Source organism: Nesterenkonia sandarakina, assembly GCF_013410215.1.
GTDB classification, from domain to species: Bacteria; Actinomycetota; Actinomycetes; order Actinomycetales; family Micrococcaceae; genus Nesterenkonia; species Nesterenkonia sandarakina.
Genome location: NZ_JACCFQ010000001.1, coordinates 2120072 through 2147056 on the forward strand (window position 1 = coordinate 2120072; position 26985 = coordinate 2147056).

Annotated in this window: 21 protein-coding genes and 1 tRNA gene; 12 read left to right on the forward strand and 10 right to left on the reverse strand. The window is 67.2% G+C overall.

Annotated features, from left to right (window positions below; translation table 11 throughout):
* Window positions 1–29: 29 nt before the first annotated feature.
* A complete protein-coding gene (locus tag HNR11_RS14295; RefSeq protein WP_179442122.1) occupies window positions 30–3305 on the reverse strand; it encodes a glycosyltransferase in 3276 nt (1091 codons plus the stop codon).
* 115 nt (window positions 3306–3420) lie between these two features.
* On the opposite strand from HNR11_RS14295, the gene HNR11_RS09810 reads away from it, so the two are divergent.
* Together HNR11_RS09810 and HNR11_RS09815 are read left to right on the forward strand one after the other, a co-directional pair.
* Window positions 3421–3494 (forward strand) — tRNA-Gly (locus tag HNR11_RS09810).
* An 83-nt stretch (window positions 3495–3577) separates the two neighbouring features.
* Entirely contained in the window at window positions 3578–4729 is a 1152-nt protein-coding gene (locus HNR11_RS09815) for a glycosyltransferase family 4 protein (RefSeq protein WP_179442123.1), read from the forward strand.
* Between the two features lie 6 nt (window positions 4730–4735).
* Here the strand turns inward: HNR11_RS09815 and HNR11_RS09820 are convergent, their stop codons facing one another.
* From HNR11_RS09820 to HNR11_RS09840, 5 genes are all read right to left on the reverse strand, one after another.
* Entirely contained in the window at window positions 4736–5173 is a 438-nt protein-coding gene (locus tag HNR11_RS09820) for a TIR domain-containing protein (protein ID WP_179442124.1), read from the reverse strand.
* A gap of 255 nt (window positions 5174–5428) precedes the next feature.
* Entirely contained in the window at window positions 5429–6247 is an 819-nt protein-coding gene (locus HNR11_RS09825) for a hypothetical protein (protein ID WP_179442125.1), read from the reverse strand.
* Window positions 6248–6489: 242 nt separating this feature from the next.
* Window positions 6490–7308 (reverse strand): class F sortase, encoded by an 819-nt coding sequence (locus tag HNR11_RS09830; protein ID WP_246310377.1) that lies wholly within the window; start codon window positions 7306–7308, stop codon window positions 6490–6492.
* Window positions 7309–7561: 253 nt separating this feature from the next.
* Window positions 7562–8380, reverse strand: a complete 819-nt coding sequence (locus tag HNR11_RS09835) for a hypothetical protein (protein ID WP_179442126.1) — start codon at window positions 8378–8380, stop codon at window positions 7562–7564.
* 330 nt (window positions 8381–8710) lie between these two features.
* On the reverse strand, window positions 8711–9244 hold the full coding sequence (locus tag HNR11_RS09840; RefSeq protein ID WP_179442127.1) for a hotdog fold thioesterase: 534 nt from the start codon (window positions 9242–9244) through the stop codon (window positions 8711–8713).
* Between HNR11_RS09840 and polA the strand changes: the two genes are divergently transcribed.
* The 3 genes from polA to HNR11_RS09855 all read left to right on the forward strand — a co-directional run bounded on the left by polA (window position 9243) and on the right by HNR11_RS09855 (window position 14780).
* A complete protein-coding gene (gene polA / locus HNR11_RS09845; protein WP_179442128.1) occupies window positions 9243–12260 on the forward strand; it encodes a DNA polymerase I in 3018 nt (1005 codons plus the stop codon). The two genes, HNR11_RS09840 and polA, sit on opposite strands and share 2 nt — an antisense overlap.
* Window positions 12261–12347: 87 nt before the next feature.
* On the forward strand, window positions 12348–13412 hold the full coding sequence (locus tag HNR11_RS09850; RefSeq protein WP_179442129.1) for an acyltransferase family protein: 1065 nt from the start codon (window positions 12348–12350) through the stop codon (window positions 13410–13412).
* Window positions 13413–13574: 162 nt separating this feature from the next.
* Complete coding sequence (locus tag HNR11_RS09855) at window positions 13575–14780, forward strand: phosphatase PAP2 family protein (RefSeq protein WP_343050644.1); 1206 nt, start codon at window positions 13575–13577, stop codon at window positions 14778–14780.
* A 63-nt stretch (window positions 14781–14843) separates the two neighbouring features.
* Here the strand turns inward: HNR11_RS09855 and HNR11_RS09860 are convergent, their stop codons facing one another.
* A complete protein-coding gene (locus HNR11_RS09860; RefSeq protein ID WP_179442130.1) occupies window positions 14844–15554 on the reverse strand; it encodes a maleate cis-trans isomerase family protein in 711 nt (236 codons plus the stop codon).
* Window positions 15555–15725: 171 nt separating this feature from the next.
* Between HNR11_RS09860 and HNR11_RS09865 the strand changes: the two genes are divergently transcribed.
* The 3 genes from HNR11_RS09865 (at window position 15726) to HNR11_RS09875 (ending at window position 17556) form a co-directional block, all read left to right on the forward strand.
* Entirely contained in the window at window positions 15726–16229 is a 504-nt protein-coding gene (locus tag HNR11_RS09865; RefSeq protein ID WP_179442131.1) for a DUF3830 family protein, read from the forward strand.
* A 67-nt stretch (window positions 16230–16296) separates the two neighbouring features.
* Window positions 16297–17064 (forward strand): maleate cis-trans isomerase family protein, encoded by a 768-nt coding sequence (locus tag HNR11_RS09870; protein ID WP_179442132.1) that lies wholly within the window; start codon window positions 16297–16299, stop codon window positions 17062–17064.
* A 93-nt stretch (window positions 17065–17157) separates the two neighbouring features.
* Complete coding sequence (locus tag HNR11_RS09875; protein ID WP_218849685.1) at window positions 17158–17556, forward strand: DUF4870 domain-containing protein; 399 nt, start codon at window positions 17158–17160, stop codon at window positions 17554–17556.
* 68 nt (window positions 17557–17624) lie between these two features.
* Here HNR11_RS09875 and HNR11_RS09880 read toward each other — a convergent pair whose 3' ends face one another.
* The gene (locus tag HNR11_RS09880) at window positions 17625–18257 is read right to left on the reverse strand and encodes an arsenate reductase ArsC (RefSeq protein ID WP_179442134.1); all 633 of its coding nucleotides are present in this window, start codon (window positions 18255–18257) and stop codon (window positions 17625–17627) included.
* A 203-nt stretch (window positions 18258–18460) separates the two neighbouring features.
* Here HNR11_RS09880 and HNR11_RS09885 point away from each other — a divergent pair, with 203 nt between their 5' ends.
* Window positions 18461–19900 (forward strand): GNAT family N-acetyltransferase, encoded by a 1440-nt coding sequence (locus HNR11_RS09885; protein WP_179442135.1) that lies wholly within the window; start codon window positions 18461–18463, stop codon window positions 19898–19900.
* A 264-nt stretch (window positions 19901–20164) separates the two neighbouring features.
* Complete coding sequence (rpsA, locus tag HNR11_RS09890; protein WP_058889434.1) at window positions 20165–21664, forward strand: 30S ribosomal protein S1; 1500 nt, start codon at window positions 20165–20167, stop codon at window positions 21662–21664.
* 125 nt (window positions 21665–21789) lie between these two features.
* Here rpsA and HNR11_RS09895 read toward each other — a convergent pair whose 3' ends face one another.
* Window positions 21790–23025: a class I SAM-dependent methyltransferase gene (locus tag HNR11_RS09895; RefSeq protein WP_179442136.1), complete on the reverse strand. Its 1236-nt coding sequence runs from the start codon at window positions 23023–23025 to the stop codon at window positions 21790–21792.
* 374 nt (window positions 23026–23399) lie between these two features.
* Between HNR11_RS09895 and HNR11_RS09900 the strand changes: the two genes are divergently transcribed.
* Together HNR11_RS09900 and HNR11_RS09905 are read left to right on the forward strand one after the other, a co-directional pair.
* Window positions 23400–25187, forward strand: coding sequence for a BCCT family transporter (locus HNR11_RS09900; protein WP_179442964.1), 1788 nt, complete (start codon window positions 23400–23402; stop codon window positions 25185–25187).
* A gap of 144 nt (window positions 25188–25331) precedes the next feature.
* Window positions 25332–26039 (forward strand): GDSL-type esterase/lipase family protein, encoded by a 708-nt coding sequence (locus tag HNR11_RS09905; protein ID WP_179442137.1) that lies wholly within the window; start codon window positions 25332–25334, stop codon window positions 26037–26039.
* Here HNR11_RS09905 and HNR11_RS09910 read toward each other — a convergent pair.
* A complete protein-coding gene (locus HNR11_RS09910) occupies window positions 26003–26968 on the reverse strand; it encodes an EamA family transporter (protein WP_179442138.1) in 966 nt (321 codons plus the stop codon). The genes HNR11_RS09905 and HNR11_RS09910 overlap by 37 nt on opposite strands.
* Window positions 26969–26985: the final 17 nt, after the last annotated feature.

Genomic DNA, 26985 nt, shown 5'->3' on the forward strand with positions numbered 1-26985 from the left:
CCCCGGACATCGAAGCCCGCCGCGCCCACTCACTCAGCGTCGGGGGACCGGCGCCGATCCTGTACCGCCAGCGCGTAGGCTGCCTCTGCCGCGGTGATCCCCCAGTGGCTGGTCTGCCGCCGCTGGATCCGTTCGATCTCGGCGGTGACCTCACGCAGGGCGGTGACACGATCCAGGGTCTTGGACTTCGGCTTCAGCGTGCGCCGGTAGAGGGCGCCGGCGCCGCGGCCCATCCGGGTGCGCTTGAACTGACCCACCCGCTGGCCCGCAGTGTTCAGCGCCCGGCGCTTGAGCCGTCCCGCCAAGGGCCGTAGCTTGCCCGGGGAGGGCAGCCGATGCTGACCGAAGAAGCGCAGCGCCTCCGGGGTCTGCCAGGCATGGCTCTCCGGATCTTCCACGTAGAACGCGGCGATCTCGGCGAGCACCTCGGCGGCCTCGGCCCGCTGGGCGGCGGGCACTCGGGAGAACTTCCAGAGGTACCAGGTGACGAAGAAGTGCTCGAAGCGGGTGTCCAGGTAGTCCTGCAGCAGACCCACCTCGCGCAGCCAGGAGGCGCGGGCGGCTTCCAGGATCAGATACTTCCTGAAGTATCCGGGGCTCACCACGTTCACGATCGAGGTGTCCACTGCCCCGTAGTAGGTGTAGACCGGACGGTCCACCGGCACATAGGCGCGGGCGTGGAACATCATCTGCTGGAAGAAGAACGTGTCCTGCCCGGTGGCTCCCACCGGTTGGGTCAGGCCCAGGCCCTGCAGCCATTCGGTGCGCGCCACGATGCCCTCGATCGAGGCCGGGCGGAACCGGATTTCGCGCAGCGAGTCCCGGGTCGGCCAGCACATCCCATCGCGCCGCTCGATCCCGGTGTACCAGTCGTGGACGGGCAGGATCTGGTGCCGGTTGGTCCAGGTGACCTGAGTGCCCAGTGCGAAGTTCGCCTCCGGGTGCTCAGCCAGGCGCCGCTGCAGCAGGTGATACCCTGCCTCGAGCTCCTCATCATCAGGGTCCAAGTAGGTGACGTACTCGGTGGCGGTGAGCTCCAGGCCGGTGTTGCGCGGACGCGAGGCCGAGCCGGACCCCCCGGTGCCGTGCCGGAACGCCGAGACGTTTCCGTAGCTCCGGGCGAGCTCCTCCACCGTGGCCACGGTGACCGGGTCGGTGGAGCCGTCGTCGATCAGCAGCACGTGGGTCTGCGGGAAGTGCGGGGAGCGGCGCAGCGAGGCGAAGGCCTTATGCCGCAGGTGATCACCGTTGTTGTAGATCGGCACGATCACCGAGAGCTCCAGCTGCTGAGCCTGCGCCGTGCGGTGGACCTCGGCCTTCACCGCATCCACGTCATCCCCGGGGTGGGGGAGTGCGGCCGGGGCGAGGCCGGACGCTTCGATGGCCTCGGCGCTGGCATGTCCCAGATGGTCGATGGCGTAGACCCGCGCATCCTGCCCGGAGGCGGCCAGCACCGCGGGGGTGACCAGTGCTGCTGCCTCAGGGCGCCACCATGCGGTGAGGTCCAGATCCTTGAAGCCGCGCTGATGCTGGTGAGCCTGGGCGTCGGACTGCACGGCAGAACCGGTGAGCTTCGCGGTGATCGTCGCGGACTGGTAGCGGAACGCGGCGACATGATCGGCCGCGTAGTCCGGTCCGTAGCGGCGCGCTGGAGAGACCGGCAGCAGTACGTCGATCGGCTTCGCCAGCGGATCCGCGGCGCGGGCGCCCAGCTGCTCCCAGCTGAGCAGCTCCACCGGGGAGAACCCGCCGGAGTCGGAGCCCTGACCGGCAGCGGCGAGCCCGGTGCGGCGCTGCGCGGCCATGTCCTGGGCGAGCTCGGCGGTGAGCGTCTCAGCCACGGCGACCACCAGCTCCTGCTGCGGTGCCACGTCCTTGCCGGCGGTCCGGGCCACCCGGGTGAGCAGGTCGGAGACGTGATGGCCCAGGAAGACCTCCCGGACGCCGTCGCCCTGGGACCGGCGCAGCTCCTCCAGGTCGAGGCCGCGCAGGGTCTCTTCGACGTCGGCCGCGGAGTTCGCGATGCGCACCTGCGGGTGATACGAGTTCAGGCCCTGGTTGTAGCTGGAGAGCACCAGGGTGCCGGCGGCCTGCAGCTCCAGCGCCCGGTTGGCGAACATGGTCTGCGAGGCGATCACCGAGTTCAGGTTCACCGCGATGTCTACCACCCGCTGCAGATCCATCAGCTCATGGTGGTCCATGGCCGGGACCCGGTAGGGCCAGTACTTCACCGGGATCAGGTGGTTCGGGCTGAGCAGTGGCTGCTCCGCGTCCAGCTGGGCGGTCACTTCCTCCCACCAACGATCCACGATCGCCAGCGGCTTGCCCGCGTCGAGCACCCCGTCGAGGATCCACTCGGCGTAGCGGGCCCGCTTCTGATACTTCCGCCCCATCCAGGACCCGGCGAAGAAGATCAGCTCGCGGGCCTCGGCGGGGGCGCTGCGGGACCCGATCGGGGAGTGCAGCAGCGGGTTGACCCCAAAGGGCAGCACCTCGATGCTCTTCGCCTCCGGGCAGTCCCGCCGGTAGTCCTCCACGACCTCGGCGGCAGTGGTGAAGATGTGGTCACAGGCCCGGGCCACGTCGAGGAACTGCCGGTAGTCCGGCGGGTCCTCCTTGCCGTAGTAGACCGGCGGGGCGCCCGCCTCGCGGTAGGCCGGGATGATGGTGTGGGTCAGCAGCCGCCGCCGCTCCGGGGCTTCTGCGGCCGTGTTGTCCCACGCGATCCCGTCGTGTCCGCGCCAGGTGGCGGCCACCAGCAGCAGATCGACCTCGTGGAGATGGTCCTGCCAGTTCTGCGGGGTGATCGGGATCAGGTGCGCCGCCCCGGAATACGTGTCGAAGAGGAACCGGTCGCAGATGATGCCGATCCGCAGGTCCAGGGTGGGCCGGGAGATCCCCGGTTCGGTGGCGGGCAGCTGCGCGGCGGCGGCGCGCGCCCCGGCGAGTGCGTCCTGGACAGACCGGGCGGCCAGTGGCGCGGCGAGGGGTGCGGCCAGCGGTGCGGATGACGTCGCGTCCCCCGCACCAGACGGCACGCTCCCTTCGGCAGGGTGCTCGACCCCCGCCTCGGCGCGGCCGCGGAGATCGGCCGCGCGCTCCCGGTGGGCCCGCTCCAGGGGCCCCCAGAGCTGGTCGTGGTGGGCTGAGCTGGAGAGTTCCTGGGCGGCGAGTTCGTGGGCCTGCGCGGCGTGCTGCGCCGCCGTCGTGAGCTCGGAGACGGAGCCGGGGGCTGCCGGGGTGCTGGGGGTGCTGGTTTCGGGCGGTGCTTCGGCTGCGCGGGAGGCGTCGTCAGGGAGTTTCACCCCTCGACACTATCCCGGGGCGTGTTGGGTTTGGAGGAGGCAGTCCGGCTTGCTAGAGTAAAGTCTCGTTGCGGCGGAGAACCGGTCTGAAAAGACCAGAAATCCGCTCGTTTTCGGGGATGTAGCTTAGTGGTAAAGCTTTGGTCTTCCAAACCAACGATGCGGGTTCGATTCCCGTCATCCCCTCCAATCACAGTCAGCCTCTCCCGTTCACAGCAGGAGGGGCTTTTTCTGTACCTGCTGCCGTACCGGCTCATAAGGGAGAGGAACCCATGGCGCGTCCCCGGGTGTATTTCGTGGTCCAGCCGACCGTGGCGCACTACCGTGAGCCGCTGCTGCGCCGCCTGCTGGACTCCACGCGCTATGACTTCGACCTGGTGGGGCGGTTCAAGAACTCCGAGGCCACCGCTGCGGACACGATCCACTCCGCTGCCGAGGAGGTCCTCGCGAAGGTGCGCCCGCTGCGGTTCTCCGCGATCCGCGAGTTCTGGTGGGAACACGGGCAGGTCCGAGAGATCTGGGCCGGTGAGCATGACGCCTACGTGATCGCCGGACGCATCCCGACGCTCTCCGCCTGGGTCGCCTGCGCGGTGGCCGCTCTGCGTGGGCGCACCCTGATCATGTGGGGCCACGGCTGGAAACGCCCCGAGGCGGGGCTCAAGCGTCAGGTCCGGCTGGCCTTCTACCGGCTCACCGACGGGCTGCTGGTCTATGGCGACCGCGCCCGCGAGCTCGGCAGCTCCTACGGGGTCCCCGCCGAGAAGATCCAGGTCATCTACAACAGCATCTACCCCGAGGCCCTGACCTGCCTGGCGCGGGAATCTGCGATACCTGAGAACGGTGAAACTCCCGACGACGACGCCGGCTCAGCTGGCACGATCATCTACAGCTCCCGGCTGACCACCCGGCACCGTCTGGACCTGCTCGCTGAGGCCCTGGGGGAGATGCCCGATGCGGCACGGCCCAAAGTGCTCATCGTGGGGGAGGGTGCCGAGCGCCCCCGGTTGGAGCAGGTGTTCGCCGATCACGGCGTGGACGCGCAGTTCCTCGGCGCGGTGTACGACTATGAGCAGCTGCGTGGGCTCTACGCCCGGGCTGATCTCGCGGTCTCCGTGGGAGGTGCCGGGCTGAACGTGACCCAGGCGATGAGCTTCGGGGTCCCGGTGCTCGCCGAGGACGGCGATCCCGATTCCAGTCCCGAGATCGAGGCCGTGATCGAGGGCGTGACCGGCCGGTACTACCAGACCGGCGACGCCGGTTCGCTGCGCAGGGTGCTCACCGAGCTGCTGGCGGCTCCGGCGCAGCTGAGGCAGCTGGGGGAGGCGAGCCTCGGCGTCGTACGGGAACGCTATACCGCGGAGAAGCACGCCGCGGCGATCGAGGACGCCCTGGCCGTGCTGCTCTCCCGCGCCTCCCGGCGGTGACCCTGCTCAGGGCGCGAAGTATGCGGCGTCCACCCAGTGGCCGAGGTTGCTGAATCCGTCTTCGAGGACCCAGTCATAGGTGGGGTAGCCCGGTGGCAGCGGGTTGGCCCCCTTGGGCACCGTGCTGCCGAATTCATCTTCAATGTTGTGCAGGTAGATCCCGAACAGGCCGTTCCCGCGCTTCAGGCTCGAATTGATCTCGTGCTGCACCCACCGCCTGCCCGCCGTCTCTGGCCCGATCAGCACAGCTGTGACCGCGGTGTGCTTCAGGCCGCTGAGGATCAGGGCCTCGGTCGCGGCCTCACCTCCGGGTGTGACCATCTGCCAGGCCGGGGCGGAGATCCAGGTCTTGTGGGCATCCTCGAGGTGCGGGGTGCTGCAGACCACGGAGGACCTGAGATGATCCAGCTCGTGGTGCCAGCTGAAGAACGTCGGGTGAGGCATGGCGGGTGACCTGTCGTGTCGAGCGTGTGCTGGTGGCTGGTGCCGGATGGCTGGTGGCGGCTGGCCGCTGGAGGCTCGCCGGTGGAAGGCTTGCCGGCTGGTGTGAGGCCGGCGCGTGATACAGCGATGGCCCCGCAGAACGCATGCTGGATGCATGGGTTCCGCGGGGCCACTACTGTGCTTACGGTCTCCAGCCTAGGTCAGTTCGGGACTAGCGCGCCCGTCCTGCGAGGTCAGAGGCCTACGCCGCCGGGCTCAGGACTCGGTGGGGCGCTTGCGCATGATGTAGGCACCGGCACCGATCGCGCCCAGTGCCAGGGCTCCGCCGCCTGCGGCCAGGGCCATGCCGGCACCTTCGGAGCCAGCGGCCACGCCGGTGTCAGCGCCACCTTCGGGCATGCCGTCCATCTGCGAGGCGGTCAGCGTGCCACAGGCTGCGGGCAGGGTCGCGGCCAGCGGCAGCGACTCATCAAGCTCAGACGGTGCGTTCGCGGCTTCCTCGGTCAGGACCGTGGGATCGACGCCGTGGACCACGACGACGCCGGTGCCATCAACGATGGAGGCCAGCACGTCATCGGGGATCTCCAGGCTGCGCTCGTAGGTGTAGCTGGACCCACCGGGGAAGCGCTCCACGGCCAGGGCCGAATCGGCCGAGGTGTCACCCTCGATGGTCAGCGAGGAGCCGATGCCGCCGTAGAAGGGTGCGCCTTCTTCGACGTTGACTGCGCCGTCGCCGTTCTGATCAGCATCGGCTGGCGGGCACAGGCCCTGGGCGCCGAAGTGGATGTGCTGAGCGTGGGGGAAGGGGCCATCCATGAAGGTCTCGGCTGCTCCGTCGACGGTCATGTAGACGGTGGCCTGGTTGCCCTGGCCCTCGATGAGCACGTCACCGACGGTGCCGGAGTTGTTCAGCGGGTCCAGGCTGGTCTGGAAGGACCAGGACTGGCTGGAATCGGCGGTGGTGGCGCCGTCGGTCTCGGGGCCGTGGCCGGAGTGGGCCATTGCAGGGCCAGCGCTCAGGAGCATCGCTCCCAGGGCCAGGGTCGGGACAGCAAAGAACTTTGACTTACGCATGTTGAATAACTCCTCATTGCAGGAACGAGACGTTCACTCGAACCTGCGAGTGACGCCTGTCTCACCATACTATTAAAGTTGCTCGAAGAAAATAATAAGAAAGAATCGGTTTTACATGAACGCCCGGGGTACTTTGGCAGTACGCGCGTGAGGATCGGGGACGCAGAGTCGTCGTTCAGGACCCCATTGTTGCGTTTCGACCGGCCAGATCTCACCGGGTTCTCCGGCCGGGTGGACCCCTGTCAGCCGACGAGGGTCGCGTAGACCACGTAGTTGTCTTCGTACTCCCCGGTGGCCTGGTTGTATCCGTCGCAGGTGATCAGCCGGAGCTCTTCATCCTCGGTGTTGCCGTAGACCTCGAGGGTGGGGAAGGTGTTCTTCCCGTACTGCTCGGCCTTGGTGACTTCGAAGGTGGCGGTGCTGCCGTCTTCCTGTTCCACGGTGATCTCATCTCCTTCGACAAGATCTGGCAGGTCCGCGAAGACTCCGGGCTGGCCGAGGGAGTCATCGACGTGGCCCAACAGCACGGCGGGTCCCTGCTCGCCAGGGGCCGGTGACCCGGTGTACCAGCTGGCCGGGGAGCCGGGATCGCCGGGTGGGACCTCCAGTGTGTTGTCCTCTCGAAGGCCCAGGTGGAGCAGCTCTGAGCCGGCGCCTATGGCGGGGATCTCGAAGGAGACCGGCGGGGTGGCCGCGCTCTCGGCTGGCTCATCGGCGCTCTCGGCGTCGGTGCCCGTCTCGGACTCGGCCTCCGAGTCCTCCTCGGCTGCATCTTCACCGGCATCCTCCGAATCGGAGGAGTCCTGCGCGTCAGAAGGAGAAGCCTCGGCTGGGGCGTCGTCCTCGGTCCTGGCACCTTCGCTGGGGTCCGGAGCGCCGGCTTGTGTTTCAACAGCTGCGGGAGCGGTCTCTTCACTTGCCCCGGCCTCGCCGTCCTGACCGGGGGAGCATGCCGAGAGAGCCAGCATCAGTGCCGCGGTGATGGCGACGACGCCGCCGCGACGGGGGCTGCCTGGCACTGCCGGGATGAGTGTGCGATGTTCGCTGCGGAGCGGAGGCATCGATGCTCCCTTTCAGAGTGGACGTTCTGGGCGGCAACAATCTCATTCAACCTGCCACTTTCCGCCCGGAAGTGGAGGTCCTCACAATCTACAGTCCCCGTGAAAGATACTTTAGCGCGGGGACGTAGAGCCAAGAGCGGCTCTGCAGAACCAGCGAGGTTCTGCAGAGCCGCTGACTTGGCTGTCTGACTCATGGCTTCAGCGTCAGATCTCTGACGTCATCACCGATGAGCGAGGGCTCGGGGAGTCCGGTTCAGGACTCGGTGGGGCGCTTGCGCATGATGTAGGCACCGGCACCGATCGCGCCCAGTGCCAGGGCTCCGCCGCCTGCGGCCAGGGCCATGCCGGCACCTTCGGAGCCAGCGGCCACGCCGGTGTCAGCGCCACCTTCGGGCATGCCGTCCATCTGCGAGGCGGTCAGCGTGCCACAGGCTGCGGGCAGGGTCGCGGCCAGCGGCAGCGACTCATCAAGCTCAGACGGTGCGTTCGCGGCTTCCTCGGTCAGGACCGTGGGATCGACGCCGTGGACCACGACGACGCCGGTGCCATCAACGATGGAGGCCAGCACGTCATCGGGGATCTCCAGGCTGCGCTCGTAGGTGTAGCTGGACCCACCGGGGAAGCGCTCCACGGCCAGGGCCGAATCGGCCGAGGTGTCACCCTCGATGGTCAGCGAGGAGCCGATGCCGCCGTAGAAGGGTGCGCCTTCTTCGACGTTGACTGCGCCGTCGCCGTTCTGATCAGCATCGGCTGGCGGGCACAGGCCCTGGGCGCCGAAGTGGATGTGCTGAGCGTGGGGGAAGGGGCCATCCATGAAGGTCTCGGCTGCTCCGTCGACGGTCATGTAGACGGTGGCCTGGTTGCCCTGGCCCTCGATGAGCACGTCACCGACGGTGCCGGAGTTGTTCAGCGGGTCCAGGCTGGTCTGGAAGGACCAGGACTGGCTGGAATCGGCGGTGGTGGCGCCGTCGGTCTCGGGGCCGTGGCCGGAGTGGGCCATTGCGGGGCCAGCGCTCAGGAGCATCGCTCCCAGGGCCAGGGTCGGGACAGCGAAGAATTTGGAGGTACGCATGTGTGGACTCCTCGTCAAGGTGATGTGTTCTTAAGTCTTTTAAGCGTGGTCTCGATCACGCCACGCACACCGTGTTCGGAGCCGAATCAGGATTGGATGGGGAAATCTCAAAAAAAGTTGCCCAGCTCATCGATCCGCCCGGGAATGCGGCATCACGCGAAGATTCTCCCCCTGGTCCAGGCTGCGTTTTCTCTCCCCTGACCGCTCTATCGCATCCCTATGCGATGTCCCATCCCTATGCACGCCCATAGCCATGGGACATCGCATAGGAGTGCGACGGATAGCTGAATGCCGAGACGGCTTCGCTCAGAGGCGCCCGGGAACCGCCGATCAGCCCCGGTTGGGCAGGATCATGTTCGTCATTCGGGCGGTCGAGAGCCGGCGGCCGGCGTCGTCGGTCATCACGATCTCGTGGCTGGTCAGCTGGCGGCCCAGGTTGATCGGGGTGCAGGTCGCGGTGACCAGGCCCTCGGTGACCGAGCGGTGGTGGGTGGCGCCGAGCTCGGTGCCCACCACCGCGTTGTCCACGCCCAGGTTGACCCGGGCGTGCAGGATCGCGGCGATCGAGCCCAGGGTCTCGGCGAGCACCATATGCGCGCCGCCGTGGAAGAGGCCCATGTTCTGCTCGTTGCCCGCCACCGGGAGGGTCGCGACCATCTTGTCCGGGTGCATCTCCACATAGCGCAGCCCCATCTTCACGCCCAGCGGGGTGACCCCGTGCGGGCCGGTCCACTGCTGGTACTCCTTGGGGATCCCGGCGGCCTCCATCAGGGCGAGGCGCTCCTCATCGGTGGGGAACGGGGTGGGCCCGGCGGGAGCCTGAGCGGCAGTGACGTGGTTGAGGGCATCATGCTGAGAAGTCATGGGGACCAGCTTAGATGTTGCGGACCCAGCGGCAGCGCCGACAGCCCCGCCTTACCCCCGGCCCAAGGCTGACCCAGCGGCAGCCCCGGCGGCGGGGCAGGTCTGGGGCGAACCCGGGGCGCGCGATAGGCTGGGGCTCGTGTCTTCTAGCCCAAATAAACTCCTGGTCATCGACGGTCACTCCATGGCGTTCCGGGCGTTCTACGCCCTGCCCACCGAGAGCTTCCTGACGGATTCCGGCCAGTACACCAACGCGGTGCACGGCTTCACGAACATGCTGCTCAAGCTGATCCGTGAGGAGCTCCCCACCCACGTGATCCTGGCCTTCGACCTGGACACCCCGACGTTCCGACACACCTCCTATGCCGAGTACAAGGGCGGCCGCGCGAAGACTCCCGAGGAGTTCCGCGGCCAGATCGACCTGATCAAGCAGGTCGCTGAGGGCATGAACATCGCCGTGGTGACCTCCGAGGGCTACGAGGCTGATGACATCGTCGCCACCTACGCCACCAAGGCGGACACGGCCGGCTGGGAGACCCTGATCGTCTCCGGAGACCGGGACACCCTGCAGCTGGTCACCGAGCGCACCACCTTGATGTACCCCACCTCCGGTCTCTCCAAGGTGGCGATGCTGGATCCGGCCGCGGTGGAGGAGAAGTACCTGGTCCCGCCGTTGAAGTACCCGGACCTCGCCGCGCTGGTGGGGGAGTCCGCGGACAACCTGCCCGGTGTGCCCAAGGTCGGCCCGAAGACGGCCGCGAAATGGATCACCGAGTACGGCTCCACCCGCGGGATCATCGAGAACGCGGATCGGATCAGCGGCAAGGCCGGAGAGAACCTGCGGGAGGCGCTGGCCGACGTCGAGCGCAACCTGGAGCTGAACCTGCTGCTGCGTGACCTGGATCTGCCGGTGACCCTGGAGGACGCCGAACTCCAGGTCCCGGACCGGGAGGTGCTGGACCCGCTCTTCGACGCGCTGCAGTTCAACCAGATCCGCGAGCGGCTCTTCGAGACCTTCGCCGCGCGCTTCCCTGAGACCGTGGTCGCCCCCACTCCCACCGAGGCGCTGCCCGAGGTCACCGTGACCGAAGATGCCGAGAAGCTCTCCGAGTTCCTCAAGGCTCACGCCGGCGCGCCGATGGCGATCGCGGTCTGCCTGGACCGCAGCGGCGAATCGCTGACCACCAAGCCTAAGCGGGATGAGGCCGCCCGGGTGGCCGAGGCCCTCGCCGTCGTGCTGGTGCCCTCAGCCTCCGGTGACCTCACCGAAGCCGCTGAGGCCGCTGCTGAGAAGGACAACGACGACGACGCCGCGAATCCCGCCGCCGAGCCGACCGGCGTCCCGGCGCTGGCGCTCTCGCTGACCTCCCTCGACTCGGCCGCCGACGCGGTGCTGGCGGAATGGCTGGGTGACCCGGCCGCGCCGAAGCTGGTCCACGACATCAAGGACGCCGGCAAGCGGCTGGCCTGGCGTGGGCTGCACCTGCGCGGCGCCGTGGAGGACACCCTGATCTCGGGCTACCTGATCCAGCCGGACCGGCGGAACTTCGCCTTCACCGAGCTGGTCACGCAGTACCTGGGTGCCTCCACTGACCCGGCCTCCTACCTCGGCTGCCATGACCAGGACGACGCCGAGGCCTCTTCTTCGCAGGGCCCGGACCTGTTCTCCTCCCAGGACCTGCTGACCGGGGTCACCGCCGAGGACCTGGACGCCGCCGCGCTGCATGGGATGCTGCTGCATCAGCTCTCCCAGGCGCTGGGGGAGCAGCTGGTGGAGCGCAACGGGGAGAAGCTGCTGCGCGAGATGGAGATCCCGCTGGCCGAGATCCTGCTGCAGATGGAACTCACCGGGATCGCGGTGAGCCCGGAGAAGCTGGATTCACTGGACGCGGAGTTCGCCGCCGCCATCGAGGCCTCCGCACAGGAGGCCTACGCAGTGGTCGGACACGAGGTGAAGCTGGGCTCGCCGAAGCAGCTGCAGACGGTGCTCTTCGAGGAGCTCGAGCTGCCCACCGCCGGGGTGAAGAAGAACAAGACCGGCTACTCCACCGATGTGGAGACCCTGCAGGCGCTGCTGATCAAGACCCAGAACGACTTCCTGGTGCACCTGATGAACCACCGGGACTCCACGAAGCTGCGCCAGACCGTCACCGGACTGATGGAGGCCGTGAATGGGGACGGTCGGATCCACACCACCTACGCGCAGACCGTGGCGGCCACCGGACGGCTCTCCTCGCTGAACCCGAACCTGCAGAACATCCCGGTGCGCACCGCGGCCGGGCGCAAGATCCGCGACGCCTTTGTGGTGGGTCCCGGCTACGAGACCCTGCTCACCGCGGACTACTCCCAGATCGAGATGCGCATCATGGCGCACCTCTCCGGAGACCAGGCCCTGATCGAGGCCTTCCGGGCCGGGGAGGACCTGCACAACTTTGTGGGCTCCCGGGTGTTCGGGGTCGAGGCCAGCGAGATCACCCCGGAGCAGCGCTCCAAGGTCAAGGCGATGAGCTACGGGCTGGCCTACGGGCTCTCCAGCTTCGGTCTCTCCAAGCAGCTCGGCATCGGGGTCGATGAGGCTCGGAACCTGATGAACGAGTACTTCGAACGCTTCGGCGGGGTCCGTGACTATCTGCGCGAGGTGGTCACCCAGGCCAAACAGGACGGGTTCACCTCCACGATCTTCGGGCGACGCCGCTACCTGCCAGATCTCTCCAGCGAGAACCGGCAGCTGCGCCAGATGGCGGAACGCGCCGCGCTCAACGCCCCGATCCAGGGCTCCGCAGCGGACATCATCAAGCAGGCGATGATCGGCGTGGACTCCGCGCTGCGCGCCGAGGGCCTGGAGTCCCGGCTGCTGCTGCAGGTCCACGATGAGCTCATCTTCGAGGTGGCCGCAGGGGAGCGCGACGCCCTGGAGAAGCTGGTGACCACCCATATGGGGTCCGCCGCCGAGCTCGACGTCCCGCTGGACGTCCACGTGGGCGTGGGCTCCTCCTGGCACGAGGCCGCGCACTGAGCTGAGCCGCTGAGAATCAGGCCAACCCCCAGGGCTCATCCAGCTCACATCGGGTCTGCGCCGACTAACCCTGCCTAGGGTGAGCGCGTGGGTCAGCGAAATCACCGACTCGATCGCGCGAAGGGCGCGCTCGTCTACCTCGTCGTCCTGGGGCACCTGTTCGCAGCGGTCACCCCGTGGGACGACGCACTGTTGCGCGTGTTCCAGACCGTCATCTACTCCTTCCACATGCCGGCCTTCGTCTTCCTGGCGGGCATCACAGCGAAGTCGGACCGGCTGCCGCAGCGGGTCACGTTCTTCCTGGTGCTCCTGGCCACCGCCCTGCCGCTCTACTACGGGTGGATGAGCCTGTTGGGACTCAACCCGGACTTCGACCCGCTGGTGCCGTACTGGATCACCTGGTTCCTGCTCGCCATGGTGTGGTGGACCCTCAGCACCCCGCTGATCGAGCGGTTCCCGCGAGCCCTGCTGGGCATCTCGCTGCTCGCGGCCCTGTTCGGCGGGATCATCCCCACCTACGACTATGAGCTCTCGTTGTCGCGGACCCTGGTGTTCTGGCCGTTCTTCGTCGTCGGGAAGCTCTACGGCTCGCGGATCCTGAGCTGGGCCGGTGACCGAACGAACCCCCAGAAGGCCGGGCTCGCGCTCGCGGCAGCGTTGCCGATGCTGCTGTTCTACCTCAATGACACCGACAAGATCTGGTTCTACGGCGTCCGGAACTTTGAATGGCATGAGGTCCCCGTGCCGGAGGGAGCCGCCGCGCGCGCGATCGTCGGGCTGAGCGCCGCGCTGAGCACCGTGGCGTTCTGCTCCTTCGTGTCGAACAAGCCGGGATATCTGGGCACCGTGGGACGCCATTCACTGGCCGTCTACCTTTTGCACGGTTTCGTCATCCGGGCGCTGAACCCCCCGTTGGGTCAGAGCTTGGACCACGTTCCGTCGTGGGTCATGGTGCTGAGCTGCATCCTGCTCGCCGGTCTGATCACGTGGCTTTTCGCGTTGAAACCGTTCAATGCCGGGCTGCGGGCGTATGGTGAAGGGGTCACGCAAGTGATATTGTCCCCGCTTTATAGAATTCTTTTGCCCGCAATTCGCGCAACGACCAGGCGGACCGGACCACGTCGGCGTCGGAATGAATCCGACGCGCGGTGATGGCCTCGCTCTCGGCGGGGCGTTGTCGTTGTCAGTGCGTATGTCGCTCTGATCCTAGTTCTCCCAGGTGTGGTGCCGATGTCGAGTAGTCAAACGCAAGATGAACATCCCAGAAGTGCCCGCTGGCTGAGCTGGCTGAAATCCTGGCCGTACACCCTCGGGGTGAGCGTGTCCCTGGTCATCGGGGCCATCTCGGTGATCGCCTCGGTGTCCGTGGATGTGGCGCTGCGAGACCCCGATGGATTCCTCGGCCCCGCCTGGGTGCGGCTGCCGCTGCTGGGGCTGCTGCTCTTCGCCGTGGGACTGGTGCCCGCCGCAGTTCGACGCTCCGGCTGGAAGAACATCGGCCCCGGCGTCGTCGACGTGCTGCGTTACGAATGGAGCCTTCGGCGACTCCTCTACATCGCAACCGGCTTGGCCACGTTCTACGTCTGCTACGTCGGGTACCGGAACCTCAAGAACGTCCTGCCGGTCCACCGCGACGGCGTCCTGTTCGACCAGGAGCTCCTGGAGCTGGACAAGTGGATGTTCGGGGGTGTGGATCCTGCGATCGTGCTCCACGACATGTTCGGCGTCGACTTCACCGCCCAGGTGCTCTCCTTCGTCTACATGGCCTACCTGCCGCTGATCCCCATCACCCTGGGGATCTTTCTGGTGCTCAACCGCAACCTTGCGGTGGGCGCCTGGTACGCCACCACGCTGAGCCTGAACTGGGTCATCGGGACCGCGAGCTACTACCTCTATCCGGCGCTGGGCCCGATCTACGCCCGCCCGGACCTCTACGCCAGCCTCCCCGACACCACCGTGGCTGGTCTGCAGGATGCCCTGTTGAACAACCGCTTGCAGTTCCTCTCCAACCCCGAGTCCAGCGAGGTGATCCACGGCGTCGCCGCCTTCGCCTCGCTGCACACCTCGATCACCTTCGCCGCGGCCTACTTCATGCAGCGCACCGGACAGCACCTCGGCGTGCGGATCTTCGCCTGGACGTTCTTCGGGCTGACGGTGCTCGCGACGTTGTACTTCGGCTGGCATTACATCGTCGATGACATCGTCGGGGTCATCATCGGATACCTGGCGGTGGCGATTGCCGCCGCTGCCACCGGTCACGGGTTCTTCGGCGAGAAGAGCATTGTCGCCAAGGCGCTGAACCGCCGCAGGCTCACCGAAGGCCAGGGCCAGGTGCGCGATGCGGTGGACCACCAGATCCACCACCACGCTGCGGCCCAGGACGCGGGCAAGCGCTCGGTCCAGCACCAGCACCAGCACCAGCACCCGGATCACCATCTGGCCCAGCAGCCCAGCGCCGCCCAGGATCGGCGCCCGCGCCAGAATGCTCCACTTCAGGACCCGCGGCACGAACCGTCCTGAGTCGCCAGGGGGCCGCTCGTTGGATGAGGGCCTCAGGTCCTGCCGGCCCGCTGTGCGGCATAATCAGCGATCGAACAGTGCCCCGAGCCGCTTCGCGCGCGCCGGGTGGCCGGCCAGGCGGAGCCCGTGCCAGGCGGTGACCTGATTGGCCGTGAGCACCGGGACGCCCAGGGCGTCCTCGAGCTGGGGGAGCACAGCGATCGTGTGCAGCGCGGTGTCCGGGATCAGCAGACACTGCGCCCCGGTCAGATCTGCGGCGCGAGCGGTGTCCAACACCCATGCGGCGTCCAACCGGCCGGCGTCCTCACCGCTGGGTACCCCGTAGCTGGACAGCGCGGTCACCGTGATCCCGTTCTGCTGGAGGAACCGGACGAAGTACCCGGCGACCTCCCGTGGGTAGGTCGCAGCCACGGCAACCTGACTCAGTTCCAGATGGTGCACCGCTGCCGCGAAGGCCAGTGAGGTGGAGGAGGAGGGGACACCGACGGCATCCTTGATCCATCCGGCCTGGTCCCGGGATCCGTCCTGGCCATAGACGAAGCTGCCCGAGGTGCACGCCCAGATGGCTGCGTCGGGGGAGAGCTCGCGAGCCTGCTCTGCGGCGGGCACCAGATTCTCCCGCGAACCCAGGGCCAGCAAGGCGTCGACGTCGTGCTCCGTGCTGCCCTCCCAGGTGTGGATCACGGGGAAGGAGACGTCCGGAATGAGCCTCTCAAGAGCGGGGAACTCGTCCTCCGCGCTGTAACCCGGGTAGAGGATGGCGAGGGTGTGCATCGTGGGGCCCTCTCATGATGCGGTCGGTGCCTGCGGTCGGTGCCTGTACCCCCTGCCTGCGGAACATCGCCCGAGGTGGGGTGCGTGCCTTTCAGAGAAACTACCGGTAGATTGTCGACAATCATAGAGCGCGCGCACGGTGACCGCACTCGCTTCGGATGGAGGCTCTTGATGACTCGATACCTCACCATCACCTTGGGCAGGCGCGGCGTCACGGCCCGCGCTCGCCTGCTCGACAACGAAGCCCCGCGCACCGCCGAGGCCGTGTGGCGGGCCCTGCCCCAGTCCGGACAGGTCTTCCACGGCAAGTTCGCGCGCAATGAGATCTACGCACTCTTCCCAGCCTTCGCCGCAGAGGAGCCCGGCCCGGAGAATCAGACGGTCACACCGATCCCGGGGGACCTGTGCTATTTCACCTTCGATGGTGTCCTGGAGAACCCCGCCTATGGGTATGACGCGTCTGCAGGCACCGGTGAGAACCGGTTGCTGATCGATCTTGCCGTCTTCTACGGACGCAACAACCTGCTGATCAACGGCGACGTCGGCTGGGTGCCCGGGAATGTCTTCGCCACGGTCGAGGAGGGTCTCGTCGAGCTGGCCGAAGCGTGTCAGGACATCTGGATGGGCGGCGCTCGCGGGGAGACGCTCAGCTTCGACCGCGCCGAGACGGTCTGAGAATCCCGGCCACGGCACGCGCCCAGGCTTGCCACACCCAACCGCCCCAGAGTTCGGAGGAGCAGAGATGACACCGGAGGCTCAGGGAGTCCTGCCCCATGCACCGGCCCGCCGGGCGCTCGGTGTCGTCGTGCCCTTCGATATGGAGCTTGACGCCGAGCTGTGGCGCTGGCTGCCGAACGACGTCGACCTGCTGGTCACCCGGACCCCGTTCTTCGACGACGTGGTCACCGTGGAGTTCGCCCGGGAAGTGGCGCAGACGCGGGTAGTCGCCGAGGGCGTCCGCAGCGTCACCGCCGGTCGTGCGGAAGCCGTGCTCTATGCCTGCGCCTCGGGGAGCTTTGTGCATGGCCGGGCAGGGCAGGAAGAGCTTGTCCGCGCGATGACTGCTGCCGGTTCGCGAGACGCGGTGACCACCTCTGGCGCGATCGTGGAAGCTCTTGGGGTCCTCGGAATTCGTCATGTCTCGATCGCGACGCCCTACACCTCGGCGCTTTCGCTCCTGCTGGGATCCTTCCTCAACGAGTACGGCGTCACCATGGCCGGTCATGCCGCGCTGGGGCTCGACCAGCGGATCTGGGAGGTGCCCTACGCCCAGACGGCGGAGCTGATCCGGCAGGCCGATGCGCCCGAGGCTGAGGCGATCGTGGTCAGCTGCACCAATCTGCCCACTTATGACCTCATCGCACCGTTGGAGGCTCAACTGGGCAAGCCCATCGTCACCGCCAATCAGGCCACCATGTGGGCCGGGCTCCGGCGTCTGGGGCGGCTCGCCAATGGGGAGCGGCAGTCGCTGCTGCATGTTCCGGCACATGCTGAGCTTCCCGGTCTCTGACCCCGCTCTGACAAGCAGCTCCCTGTCTCTGGGATGTGGGTCCCTGTTAGTGTCCTTGGGGAACTAAAAGATCCTGAACATTCTGGAGTGACTGTGGACTACTCGACTGCGCCAGCCCCGGCACCGCAACCCATGACCGAAGGGGAGGAGCAGGGGTGGGGCGTCGGGATCCATCTCGGTGGCTTCATCGCATGGTTCCTCGGTCCGCTGGTGCTCTGGCTGGTCTTCCGCTCGCGCAGCCGGATGTTGGATGATCACGGGCGGGCCACTCTGAACTGGCACCTCACCTTCATCGTCATAGGGGTGCCTCTTGTCTTTGTCGGAGCGGTGCTCGTGTTCATCGACCCGATGGTCTTCCTTGTGGTGTGGCTGCTCACCGCTCTGTTGATGCTCCTGGCATTGATCTTCGCGATCCGCGGCGCCATCGCGGCCTTCAACCGTCGCCCCTACCGGTACCCGCTGAGCATCCCTTTCTTCACCCGGCAGCACTGACGCCGCTGAGTCCTGACGATTCCGAGCCTGAGTGCGTGAGTGCCTCAGCGCCTCACCGTCTAAGCGCCTCAGGCGGCGAGTTCCTGGACCCGGCTCCGCAGGACCTCGCGCACGCTGCGGACACCTTCGAGGTCCAGCGCCGCAGGGTCGCTGATGTTCCAGTCCTCGTACCGCTTTCCGGGGTAGATCGGGCAGGTGTCGCCGCAGCCCATGGTGATGACCACGTCGGCGGCCTGGACGACGTCGTCGGTGAGGGGTTTCGGGAACTGCTCCTCAAGGCTGATGCCGATCTCCTCCATGGCGGTGACCACGTTCGCGTCGAGGTGCTCGGCGGGCATCGACCCCGCGGAACGGACGTTGATCGCGCCCTGGGCGAGGTCCTTGAGCAGTGCCGCTGCCATTTGGGAACGTCCAGCGTTCTGCACGCAGACGAACAGGACCTCCGGGGTCCCGCTGGGCTGTTTGCCCTGGGCGTGGGCCAGGGCGCTGAGGCGGTCCTGCGCAAAGCGGCGGGTGAGGATCGGGAGGTAAGTCTTGATCTTGGCCGTGCGGGCCAGAGCCGCATAGGACTCGAAGACGTAGCGCTCGATCGTCTCGGCGGCGAACCCCCCGCTGTACGTCGCGGCGAGTTCCTCACTGATCCGGTGCAGGACGTGTTCATGTGCGCCGGTGGCGTCCTCGGCGGGGGATGGTGTGCTCATGGTCTGGTCCCTCCAGGTGTGCGGGTCAGCAGGTGTGTGGAGCAGAAGGCGTCCGCGGCGGCGGGTAGCGGCCATCTGGAAGATTGATGGCTGTCGATATTGAGTATGGGGAGATAGATCGACGCTTGTCAATGAAATCCCTGCCGGTCCTGTCCCGACTCTCGTCTGGCCCCCGCACCACCGGAGCGATAATGTTGTGGATCGTGGCAGACCAACACGCACCCCAGAAGCCCGAGATCGCCCCGCTCGCCGCAGGCCTGCGCAGCGAGACCTTCCCCGTGTCCATGAACCCGGACGGCAAAACGGTGAACGCGAAGATCGCGGCCTTCATTCGGACCGCCGAGCAGGGGTTCTATGAGCCCTGGCTCAGCGACGAGCAGATCAACCACATCGGACAGGTCCTGATCAAGGACGAGCAGACCATCACTGCGGTCTACGTGGACCGGGACGACGCCGCCGAGGCAGCCTGGGGCAGCGCCCATACGCAGGTCGGGTTCGACGCCGACCATCCGGTCGGTACGTTCCTCGACTACGACAAGACGCTCAACGCCGGGGGGCCGGACGGCCCGATCGACGCCCGGCTGATCACCGTGGTCACGGTGAGCCCGAGCTTCCGCCGCCGTGGCATCCTCAAGCACATGATGACCTCCGCGCTGGCTCGCGCGGTGGAGGACGGCGTGCCCGTGGCCGCGCTCACCGTGTCCGAGGGTGGCATCTACGGCCGATTCGGCTTCGGCTGCGCCACCCGCGAGGCCAACATCCAGGTGGACCTCGGAGAAGGCCACGGCCAGGGCTTCGCGCTGCGCCGCGAGCCGGCCGGACGGGTCATCTCCGCAGACCCGGTCAAGCTCGACGAGGTCATCGGTACCAGCTTCGAAGCCTTCCACCACCGCACCCGCGGCTCCATCGGCCGGCAGCAGACTTACCAGAAGGCCGCCACAGCGCGCTGGAACCCCGAGGACCTCAGCTCCTGGAACCGCAAGCTCCGCGCCGCCGTCCACGTCCGCGAGGACGGCAGCATCGGCGGCTACGTGACCTACCGGCACGAAGGCTGGGAGACCGAGCCCAGCACCATCCGCATCGGCGACCTGATCGCCGCCGACGACCAGAGCCACCTGGCACTGTGGGACTACATCGCCGGGCTCGACATCGTCCGCCGGGCCACCATGCGCACCGCACCGCTGGCTGACCCGCTGCAACACGCGCTGGTGAACCCGCGCAGCTACAAGGTCACCGGGCTCCGCGACCTGCTCTGGGTCCGGATCCTCGACGTGGTGAAGGCCCTGGAAGGTCGCGCCTGGAACGTCGACGGCGCCTTCCGGCTCGACGTTGAGGACGCCATGGGCATCACCGGTGGCAGCTTCACGGTCCAGGTCGACGACGGCGCCGCTACTGTCACCCGCGCCGCTGCGGCTGACGCACCGGTCGCCCCAGCAGCCGGGTCCACCGCCGAGGATCACTCAGCGGAACTGCCGACGCTCCAGGTCAGCGTGGAAACCCTGGGCTCGCTCTACCTGGGCGACGTCTCGGTGCGCACGCTGCACGCCGCCCGGCGGCTCGGCGAGACCACCGCGGCAGACGTGGAGCGGATCTCTCGGATCATGGACCTCTCGGCACCGCCCTTCTGTGCCACGCATTTCTGAGCGAGCCTGCAGGCCGCGACGTCGGTTGATTCGGGTTGGATCACCGGTATAAACTGACCCAGCGCGTTCTACGCACAGAGTCGACCCCGACATCTGATGCAGATCATGCTCGAGGGTCCGCCCTTCGGCGTCACCGCCGGAATCGGGACCAGGCGAGCTTCCCCTGTTCATCTGTCCAGCACTGTGTGCACCAGAGTGCCATCTTGCATGGCAAGCCCGTGCACTGACCAAGCCAGCCACAATCCATATCGGAGCCCCTACTACATGACCCCCACCACCACTGCCCCACAGGTCGCCGTCAATGACATCGGCACCGCAGAAGAGTTCCTCGCCGCGGTAGACGCGACTATGAAGTACTTCAACGACGGAGACCTCGTTGAGGGCACCATCGTCAAGGTCGACCGCGATGAGGTCCTCCTCGACATCGGGTACAAGACCGAAGGCGTCATCCCGTCCCGCGAGCTGTCCATCAAGCATGATGTGAACCCGGACGAGGTCGTCGCCGTCGGCGATCTGGTGGAGGCTCTGGTCCTCACCAAGGAGGACAAAGAAGGCCGCCTGATCCTCTCCAAGAAGCGCGCACAGTACGAGCGCGCCTGGGGCGACATCGAGCGCATCAAGGAAGAGGACGGCGTCGTCTCCGGCACCGTCATCGAGGTCGTCAAGGGCGGCCTCATCCTCGACATCGGCCTGCGCGGCTTCCTGCCCGCATCGCTGGTCGAGATGCGCCGTGTCCGCGATCTCGCGCCGTACATCGGCCAGGAGATCGAAGCCAAGATCATCGAGCTGGACAAGAACCGCAACAACGTGGTCCTCTCCCGCCGTGCATGGCTGGAGCAGACCCAGTCCGAGGTCCGCTCCTCCTTCCTGAACAAGCTCGAGCGCGGCCAGGTCCGCACCGGCACCGTCTCCTCGATCGTGAACTTCGGTGCGTTCGTGGATCTCGGCGGCGTCGACGGTCTGGTTCACGTCTCGGAGCTCTCCTGGAAGCACATCGATCACCCGAACGAGGTTGTCGAGGTCGGCCAGGAAGTCACCGTGGAGGTCCTCGAGGTGGACATGGATCGCGAGCGCGTCTCGCTGTCCCTGAAGGCCACCCAGGAGGATCCGTGGCAGACCTTCGCCCGCACGCACGCGCTGGGCCAGGTCGTCCCCGGCAAGGTCACCAAGCTGGTGCCCTTCGGTGCATTCGTCCGCGTGGAAGACGGCATCGAGGGTCTGGTGCACATCTCCGAGCTGGCAGTGCGCCACGTTGATCTCGCCGAGCAGGTCGTCTCCGTCAATGACGAGCTCTTCGTGAAGGTCATCGACATCGACCTCGAGCGCCGCCGCATCAGCCTCTCGCTGAAGCAGGCCAACGAGGGTGTCGATCCCGAGGGTGCCGAGTTCGATCCGGCCGTCTACGGCATGGACGCCGAGTACGACGACGCCGGCAACTACAAGTACCCCGAGGGCTTCGACCCGGAGACCAACGAGTGGATGGAAGGCTACGACGAGCAGCGTTCCACCTGGGAGGCTCAGTACGCCAAGGCCCAGGAGCGTTGGGAAGCTCACAAGAAGCAGGTCCTGGCAGCAGTCGAGGCCGACGCCGAGGCCGCCGCACAGGCGACCGTCGGTTCCAGCTCCTCGAGCAGCTCCAGCAAGTCTGAGCCTGCTCCGTCGAACTACTCCTCCTCGCAGAACACCTCCTCCGAGGATGCCGGCACGCTGGCCTCCGACGAGGCGCTGGCTGCGCTGCGCGAGAAGCTCACCGGAAACAGCTGAACCACGCAGGCGGATCACTGATCCCGCCTGAGTGAGACGAAGAAGGCCGGTTCCACCCTCGGGTGGAACCGGCCTTCTCTGCGTCTGCAACGTTCCGCGTGCGCCCGATGCCCGCGGCAGCGGCCTCAGCGTTTGGTGGAGACCGTCACCGTGAACCGTGCGTCCCGGGCCAGCTGCTCGGTGAGCCCGACCTCCTTGGAGAGCACGCTGCGGTGCTTCAGGTGCGAGTTCCACACGCTGTAGATCCGCCCGCCCGGGGCCAGCACCCGGCCGGCGGCGCGGATCAGCCGGTGCGCCGCGCCGGGGTCCACGGCGTTGCCCTGATGGAAGGGCGGGTTGAGCAGGATCACCTCGGCGGAGCCGGACTCGAAGCGGGAGAGCGCATCATCGCGGACCGTCTCCACCCGGTCCGCGACCCCGTTCGCCTCGGCGGTGAGCTGGGTGGACTGCACCGCGGAGGCCGAATGATCCGTGGCGACCACGTGCAGCTGCGGGTGGCGCAGGGTCAGGAACGCGCTGACCGTGCCGTTGCCGGAGCCGAAGTCCAGCACGTACTCCGCGCCGGGGAACTCCGGGTGGGCCTCCACCGCCTCGAGCATCAGCCGGGTGCCGGGGTCCAGCTTGGTCCCGCCGTAGGTCGCGCCCAGGCTGCACAGGGTCAGCTCGGTGGTGCCCTTCCCGGGGATCGACACCTTGTGCGTATTCTTCCGCGGCGCGGAGCTGGGCACGCCGTCGCGCGGTGCCCGGGCGGTGAGCACCCGGGACTTGGACCGGCCACGGCCGGCAGAGACGTCCTCGAAGTGCTTCTCCAACACCTGGTTCATGGAATGGTTCATATGCTTGTCCCGGCCCACCGCCAAGACGACGACGTCGGCCGCCGCGTGCTCGCGGATCAGCCACGCCCAGTCGGTGAGCGTCTCCAAGGACCGCGGCAGGTGCATCAGCACCGTATGCACCCCGGTGAACGCGTCAGGGGCCTGCTCGGTCAGCTCTGGCAGCTCAGCAGGGACCGGGGCGGGCAGGTTCGCGCGGCGGGCGTTGCCCTGCAGCGCACGCTCCGCACCGAGCTCATCGGCGAGCACCCGCACCGCGGAGACCGCATCCTCCGCCCGGGCACAGGCGGAACCAGGCTTGCCGGCCTCGGAGATCAGCGAGTGAAGAATCGGCAGCGTGATCGCCCCGGAGCGGTCATCGAGGATCAGCACGCCCTCCCGCGGGTGCCCCTGGGCCCACCAGGCGGCGGCGGTGTCGAGCAGCAGCAGGTCTGCGGCGTCGGGCGGGGGACTGATCGGGGTGAAGTCGAAGTTCTGCGTGAGCGGGGAGGGCTGGACATCGGGGGTCTGACCCGCAGGATAAGGCATGCAGCAAGCTTAGAGGATGCGCCTTCTGCGCCTCGGCGCCGATGCTGCCGCCGCGCGCAGCGACCGAATCCAGGCTCCCGAACAGGTCCACACCAGGTTCTACACAGAATCGTTACTGGAATGAGATACCGCAGTGTGAATGCTGGTCATGCCGGGAGAGAACCTGCCGCGGGGACCCGCAAACCGCCCTGGAGAGCCTGAAATCCCGCCGATCCGCGGGGGATGAGTGTGCATCGGCGGCGCAAATTCCATAGCGTAGTGACGATCATCCCGCCTGTCAGGCGGTCAGACCGTCAGACTCGTGCTCCTGGGCCGAGCCAGGCGCTGCAGCATCTGGCGGGCGTGGGCGGCGACAACTTCCACGAAAGGCAATGATGCTGCAACGGCTCCACGACCTCATGAGGTTGCGAACCAGCCCGATCGTCTTCTTCGGATCCGCCGCGATCGTCATCGGATTCGTGATCCTGACCCTGATCATGCCCACCGGGATGGGCGAGTTCTTCGGTGCAGGCTCCGGATGGATCTATGACCACCTCGGCTGGTTCTACATCTCCGGAGTCACGATCTTCTTGATCTTCCTGGTCTATAAGGCCGCCGGCCGCTTCGGCCGGATCAAGCTGGGCAACGACGGCGACGAACCAGAACACTCCGACCTCGCCTGGTTCGGCATGCTCTTCGCCGCCGGCATCGGCACCATCTTGATGTTCTGGGCCGTGGCCGAGCCCGCCTACCACTTCGCGGAGCCGCCGCGCGGCGCCCAGGAGGGCATCGAACCGCGCTCCATGGAGGCCGCGAATGAGGCCATGGGCTTCACGCTGTATCACTTCGGCCTGCACACCTGGACGATCTTCGCGCTGCCCGGGCTGGCCTTCGCCTACTTCATCTACAAGAGGAACCTGCCCCCGCGCGTCTCCTCGATCTTCCAGCCGATGCTCGGTGACAAAATCCACGGCCCCGCCGGCAAGGCCATCGACATCTTCGCCGTGGTTGGCACGATCTTCGGCGTCGCCGTCTCGATCGGCCTGGGCACCCTGCAGATCCAGGCCGGCCTCGCCAGGTTGCTGGGCATCAGCGACGCGGCTTGGAACTTCATCCTGATCATCGCGGTGGTGACCCTGATTGCCACGATCTCCGCGGTCCTCGGTGTGGACAAGGGGATCAAGCGGCTCTCGAACTTCAACATCTGGACCGCCATCCTGCTGCTGATCTTCATCCTGGCCACCGGCCCCACGGTGTTCATGCTGCGCGGGGTGGTCGAGTTCGCCGGCACCTACGCCACCATGCTCCCGGAGCTTGCGCTGTGGAATGACACGCTGTCGAACACCGGCTGGCAGGACAGCTGGACCATCTTCTACTGGGCCTGGACCGTGGCCTGGGCGCCGTTCGTCGGCATCTTCATCGCCCGGATCTCGCGCGGCCGCTCGGTGCGCCAGTTCGTCGCCGGCGTGCTCGGACTGCCCACACTGTTCACCATCATCTGGTTCGGGATCTGGGGCACCGGGCTGTTCGACATCGAGCTCAACGGGGACGGCGGCGTGGTGGACACGGTGCTCGACCAGGGCGTGGAGGGCGCGCTCTTCGCGTTCCTCGCGGAGTTCCCGCTGGCCACCCTGACCTCCTCGATCGCGATCATGCTGGTGGGCATCTTCTTCATCACCTCCATGGACTCCTGCTCCCTGGTCCTCGATGACATGTGCAACGGCTACGAGGGCAAGGCGCCGCTGCACCAGCGGGCCTTCTGGACCATCTCCATCGGTCTGATCGCCGCGGTGCTGCTCACCGCCACCGGTGAGGGCGGGCTGGAGGCGCTGCAGAACGTGGCCCTGGTGCTGGGTCTGCCGTTCTTCATCCTGGGCTACTTCATGATGTACAACCTCTCCCGGGCGATGCGCGAGGACGCCGGCGAGGTCGGCTTTCTGCGCACCCGCCGCTGGCTGCGCACGCTGCCCCCGGAGGAGTACGAGCGCCGCATGGAGGAGCCCGACGGTTCGCTCAGCGAAGCCGTGGTCGCCCCGGATTACCACGAGGGCACCCAGCCGGAGAACGCTCCGGATGTGGACCACGCCGAGCAGCCGCCGATCGTGGAGGAGTACCGGGTTCGCACCGGGGATGTTCCCACCGTGGATCCCACCCAGCCGGAGGGCACGTACAACAACCGCTGATCTGCACGCGCTGATCAGCACCCGCTGGTCTGCACAGGTCCATCAGACGTGATCCGCTCACAGCTGCCCGGCTCTTCCACGGAGGAGCCGGGCAGCTCTGTCTGCGGCCGTATCACCGGCACCGGCTGCGATAGCCTGACGCCTGTGAACCAGCAGCGCCGGCCCCGAAGCACCTCCCGCGTGGTCACGTCGGTATCTGTGCTTCTGCTGGCCCTCGGGGTGTGCGTTCTGCTGGTGGTCCTTGCCGTCACGCGGGAGCCTGAGGCTGCCGCGCAGGCCCCTTCTGTGGCAGAAGATGGCGGCGTCGTTGTAGTGGGTGATTCCCACACGCAGGCCAATTCAGCGGACTTCGGCGCCGGGCAGATCGGGAATGGTTCCTGGGTCTCGACCCTGCTCGCCGAGGGCCACATTTTCGCCGGCGGGTGGGCGGTGACCGGGGCGACCACGGATCTCCAGGCGCAGAGCTTCCATGGCGTGACCGGGGCAGACACGTTAATCGTCTTGACCGGAACCAACGACCTCGCCCAAGGAATCCCGTTCCAACAGACCGCCTCCAGCCTCGACGCGATCGTCACCAAGGCGCCAACGGATCGTGTGCTGGTGCTGGCCATCCCTCCGCTGGACCGGGAGTTCAGACCCACCAGCAGCGAATACAACGAGTCCCTGCAGGACCTTGCCCGGGACAGGGGATGGGAGTACTTCGATGGCTTCGAGTTCGTGCGCAGCCCCGAGGGCGGTTTCCGTGAGGGGATGACCTATGACGGGATCCACCTCACCCCCGAGGCGCAGCATCAGTTCGGCCGGGCGGTGGCCGACTACCTCGACGGCGAGGGTGCAATCGCGGACGACTGAACGTCCCTGGCCCCAGGCTCAGCCTCAGTCTCCAGTTCAGGTTCTGGCGCGGGCTGTGCCGGGGGAGTGCCGCGGACCGAGGCGTAGATGACCCCGCTGACCACCAGCACCCCGCCTCCGAGTTCCAGCCAGGTAGGCACCTCACCCAGGGCGGCCCAGGCGGCCAGGATCCCGACCACCGGGACCAGCATGGAGAACGGTGCCACGGTGCCCGCCGGGTGCCGGCGCATCAGCCAGACCCAGATCCCGGCTCCGGCCACGGTGCCGAAGAGGATCGTGTAGCTCAGCCCGAGCCAGGCCGGGATCGCGGCCAGGCTGAACGAGCTCCCCAGCGCAGCCCCGATCTGCTCGGGTCCCTCCACCAAAAACGCCACGGTCAGCAGCGGGATCGGCGGGACGACGGCCATCCACAGCACCAGCGCCATCGGCCGGTCGGTCTGCGCCTTCCGCGAGGCCAGGTTGCCCAGCGCCCAGCCGAAGGCCCCGAAGAGCACCAACAGGAACGGGGTCCACCCGTCCAGGACCCCACGAGAGAGCCCGACCAGCCCCAGGCCCACCACGGCGACGCCGACGCCGAGCGCCCGCCGTCCGGTGATGTGCTCCTTGAGCACCAGCGCGCCGAGCAGCACGGTGAACGGGGCCGAGGCTTGCAGCACCAAGGATGCCAGCCCGGTGGGGAACCCCGCGGACATCCCCAGGTAAAGCCCGAAGAACTGCAGCGTCCCGAAGCCCAGCCCGTAGCCGAGCAGGTACCGGACCTTCACCCCGGGCCAGGGCACGAAGAGCAGCGCCGGCAGTGCCAGGATCAGGAAGCGCAGCCCGGCCAGGAACAGCGGCGGGAACTGGTCCAGTGAGATCCGGATGGCCAGGAAGTTCAGCCCCCACAGGACGGCGACCAACAGGGCGAGAAGAGTATGGCGCAGCGGCATGGGTCCATCCTCGCGCC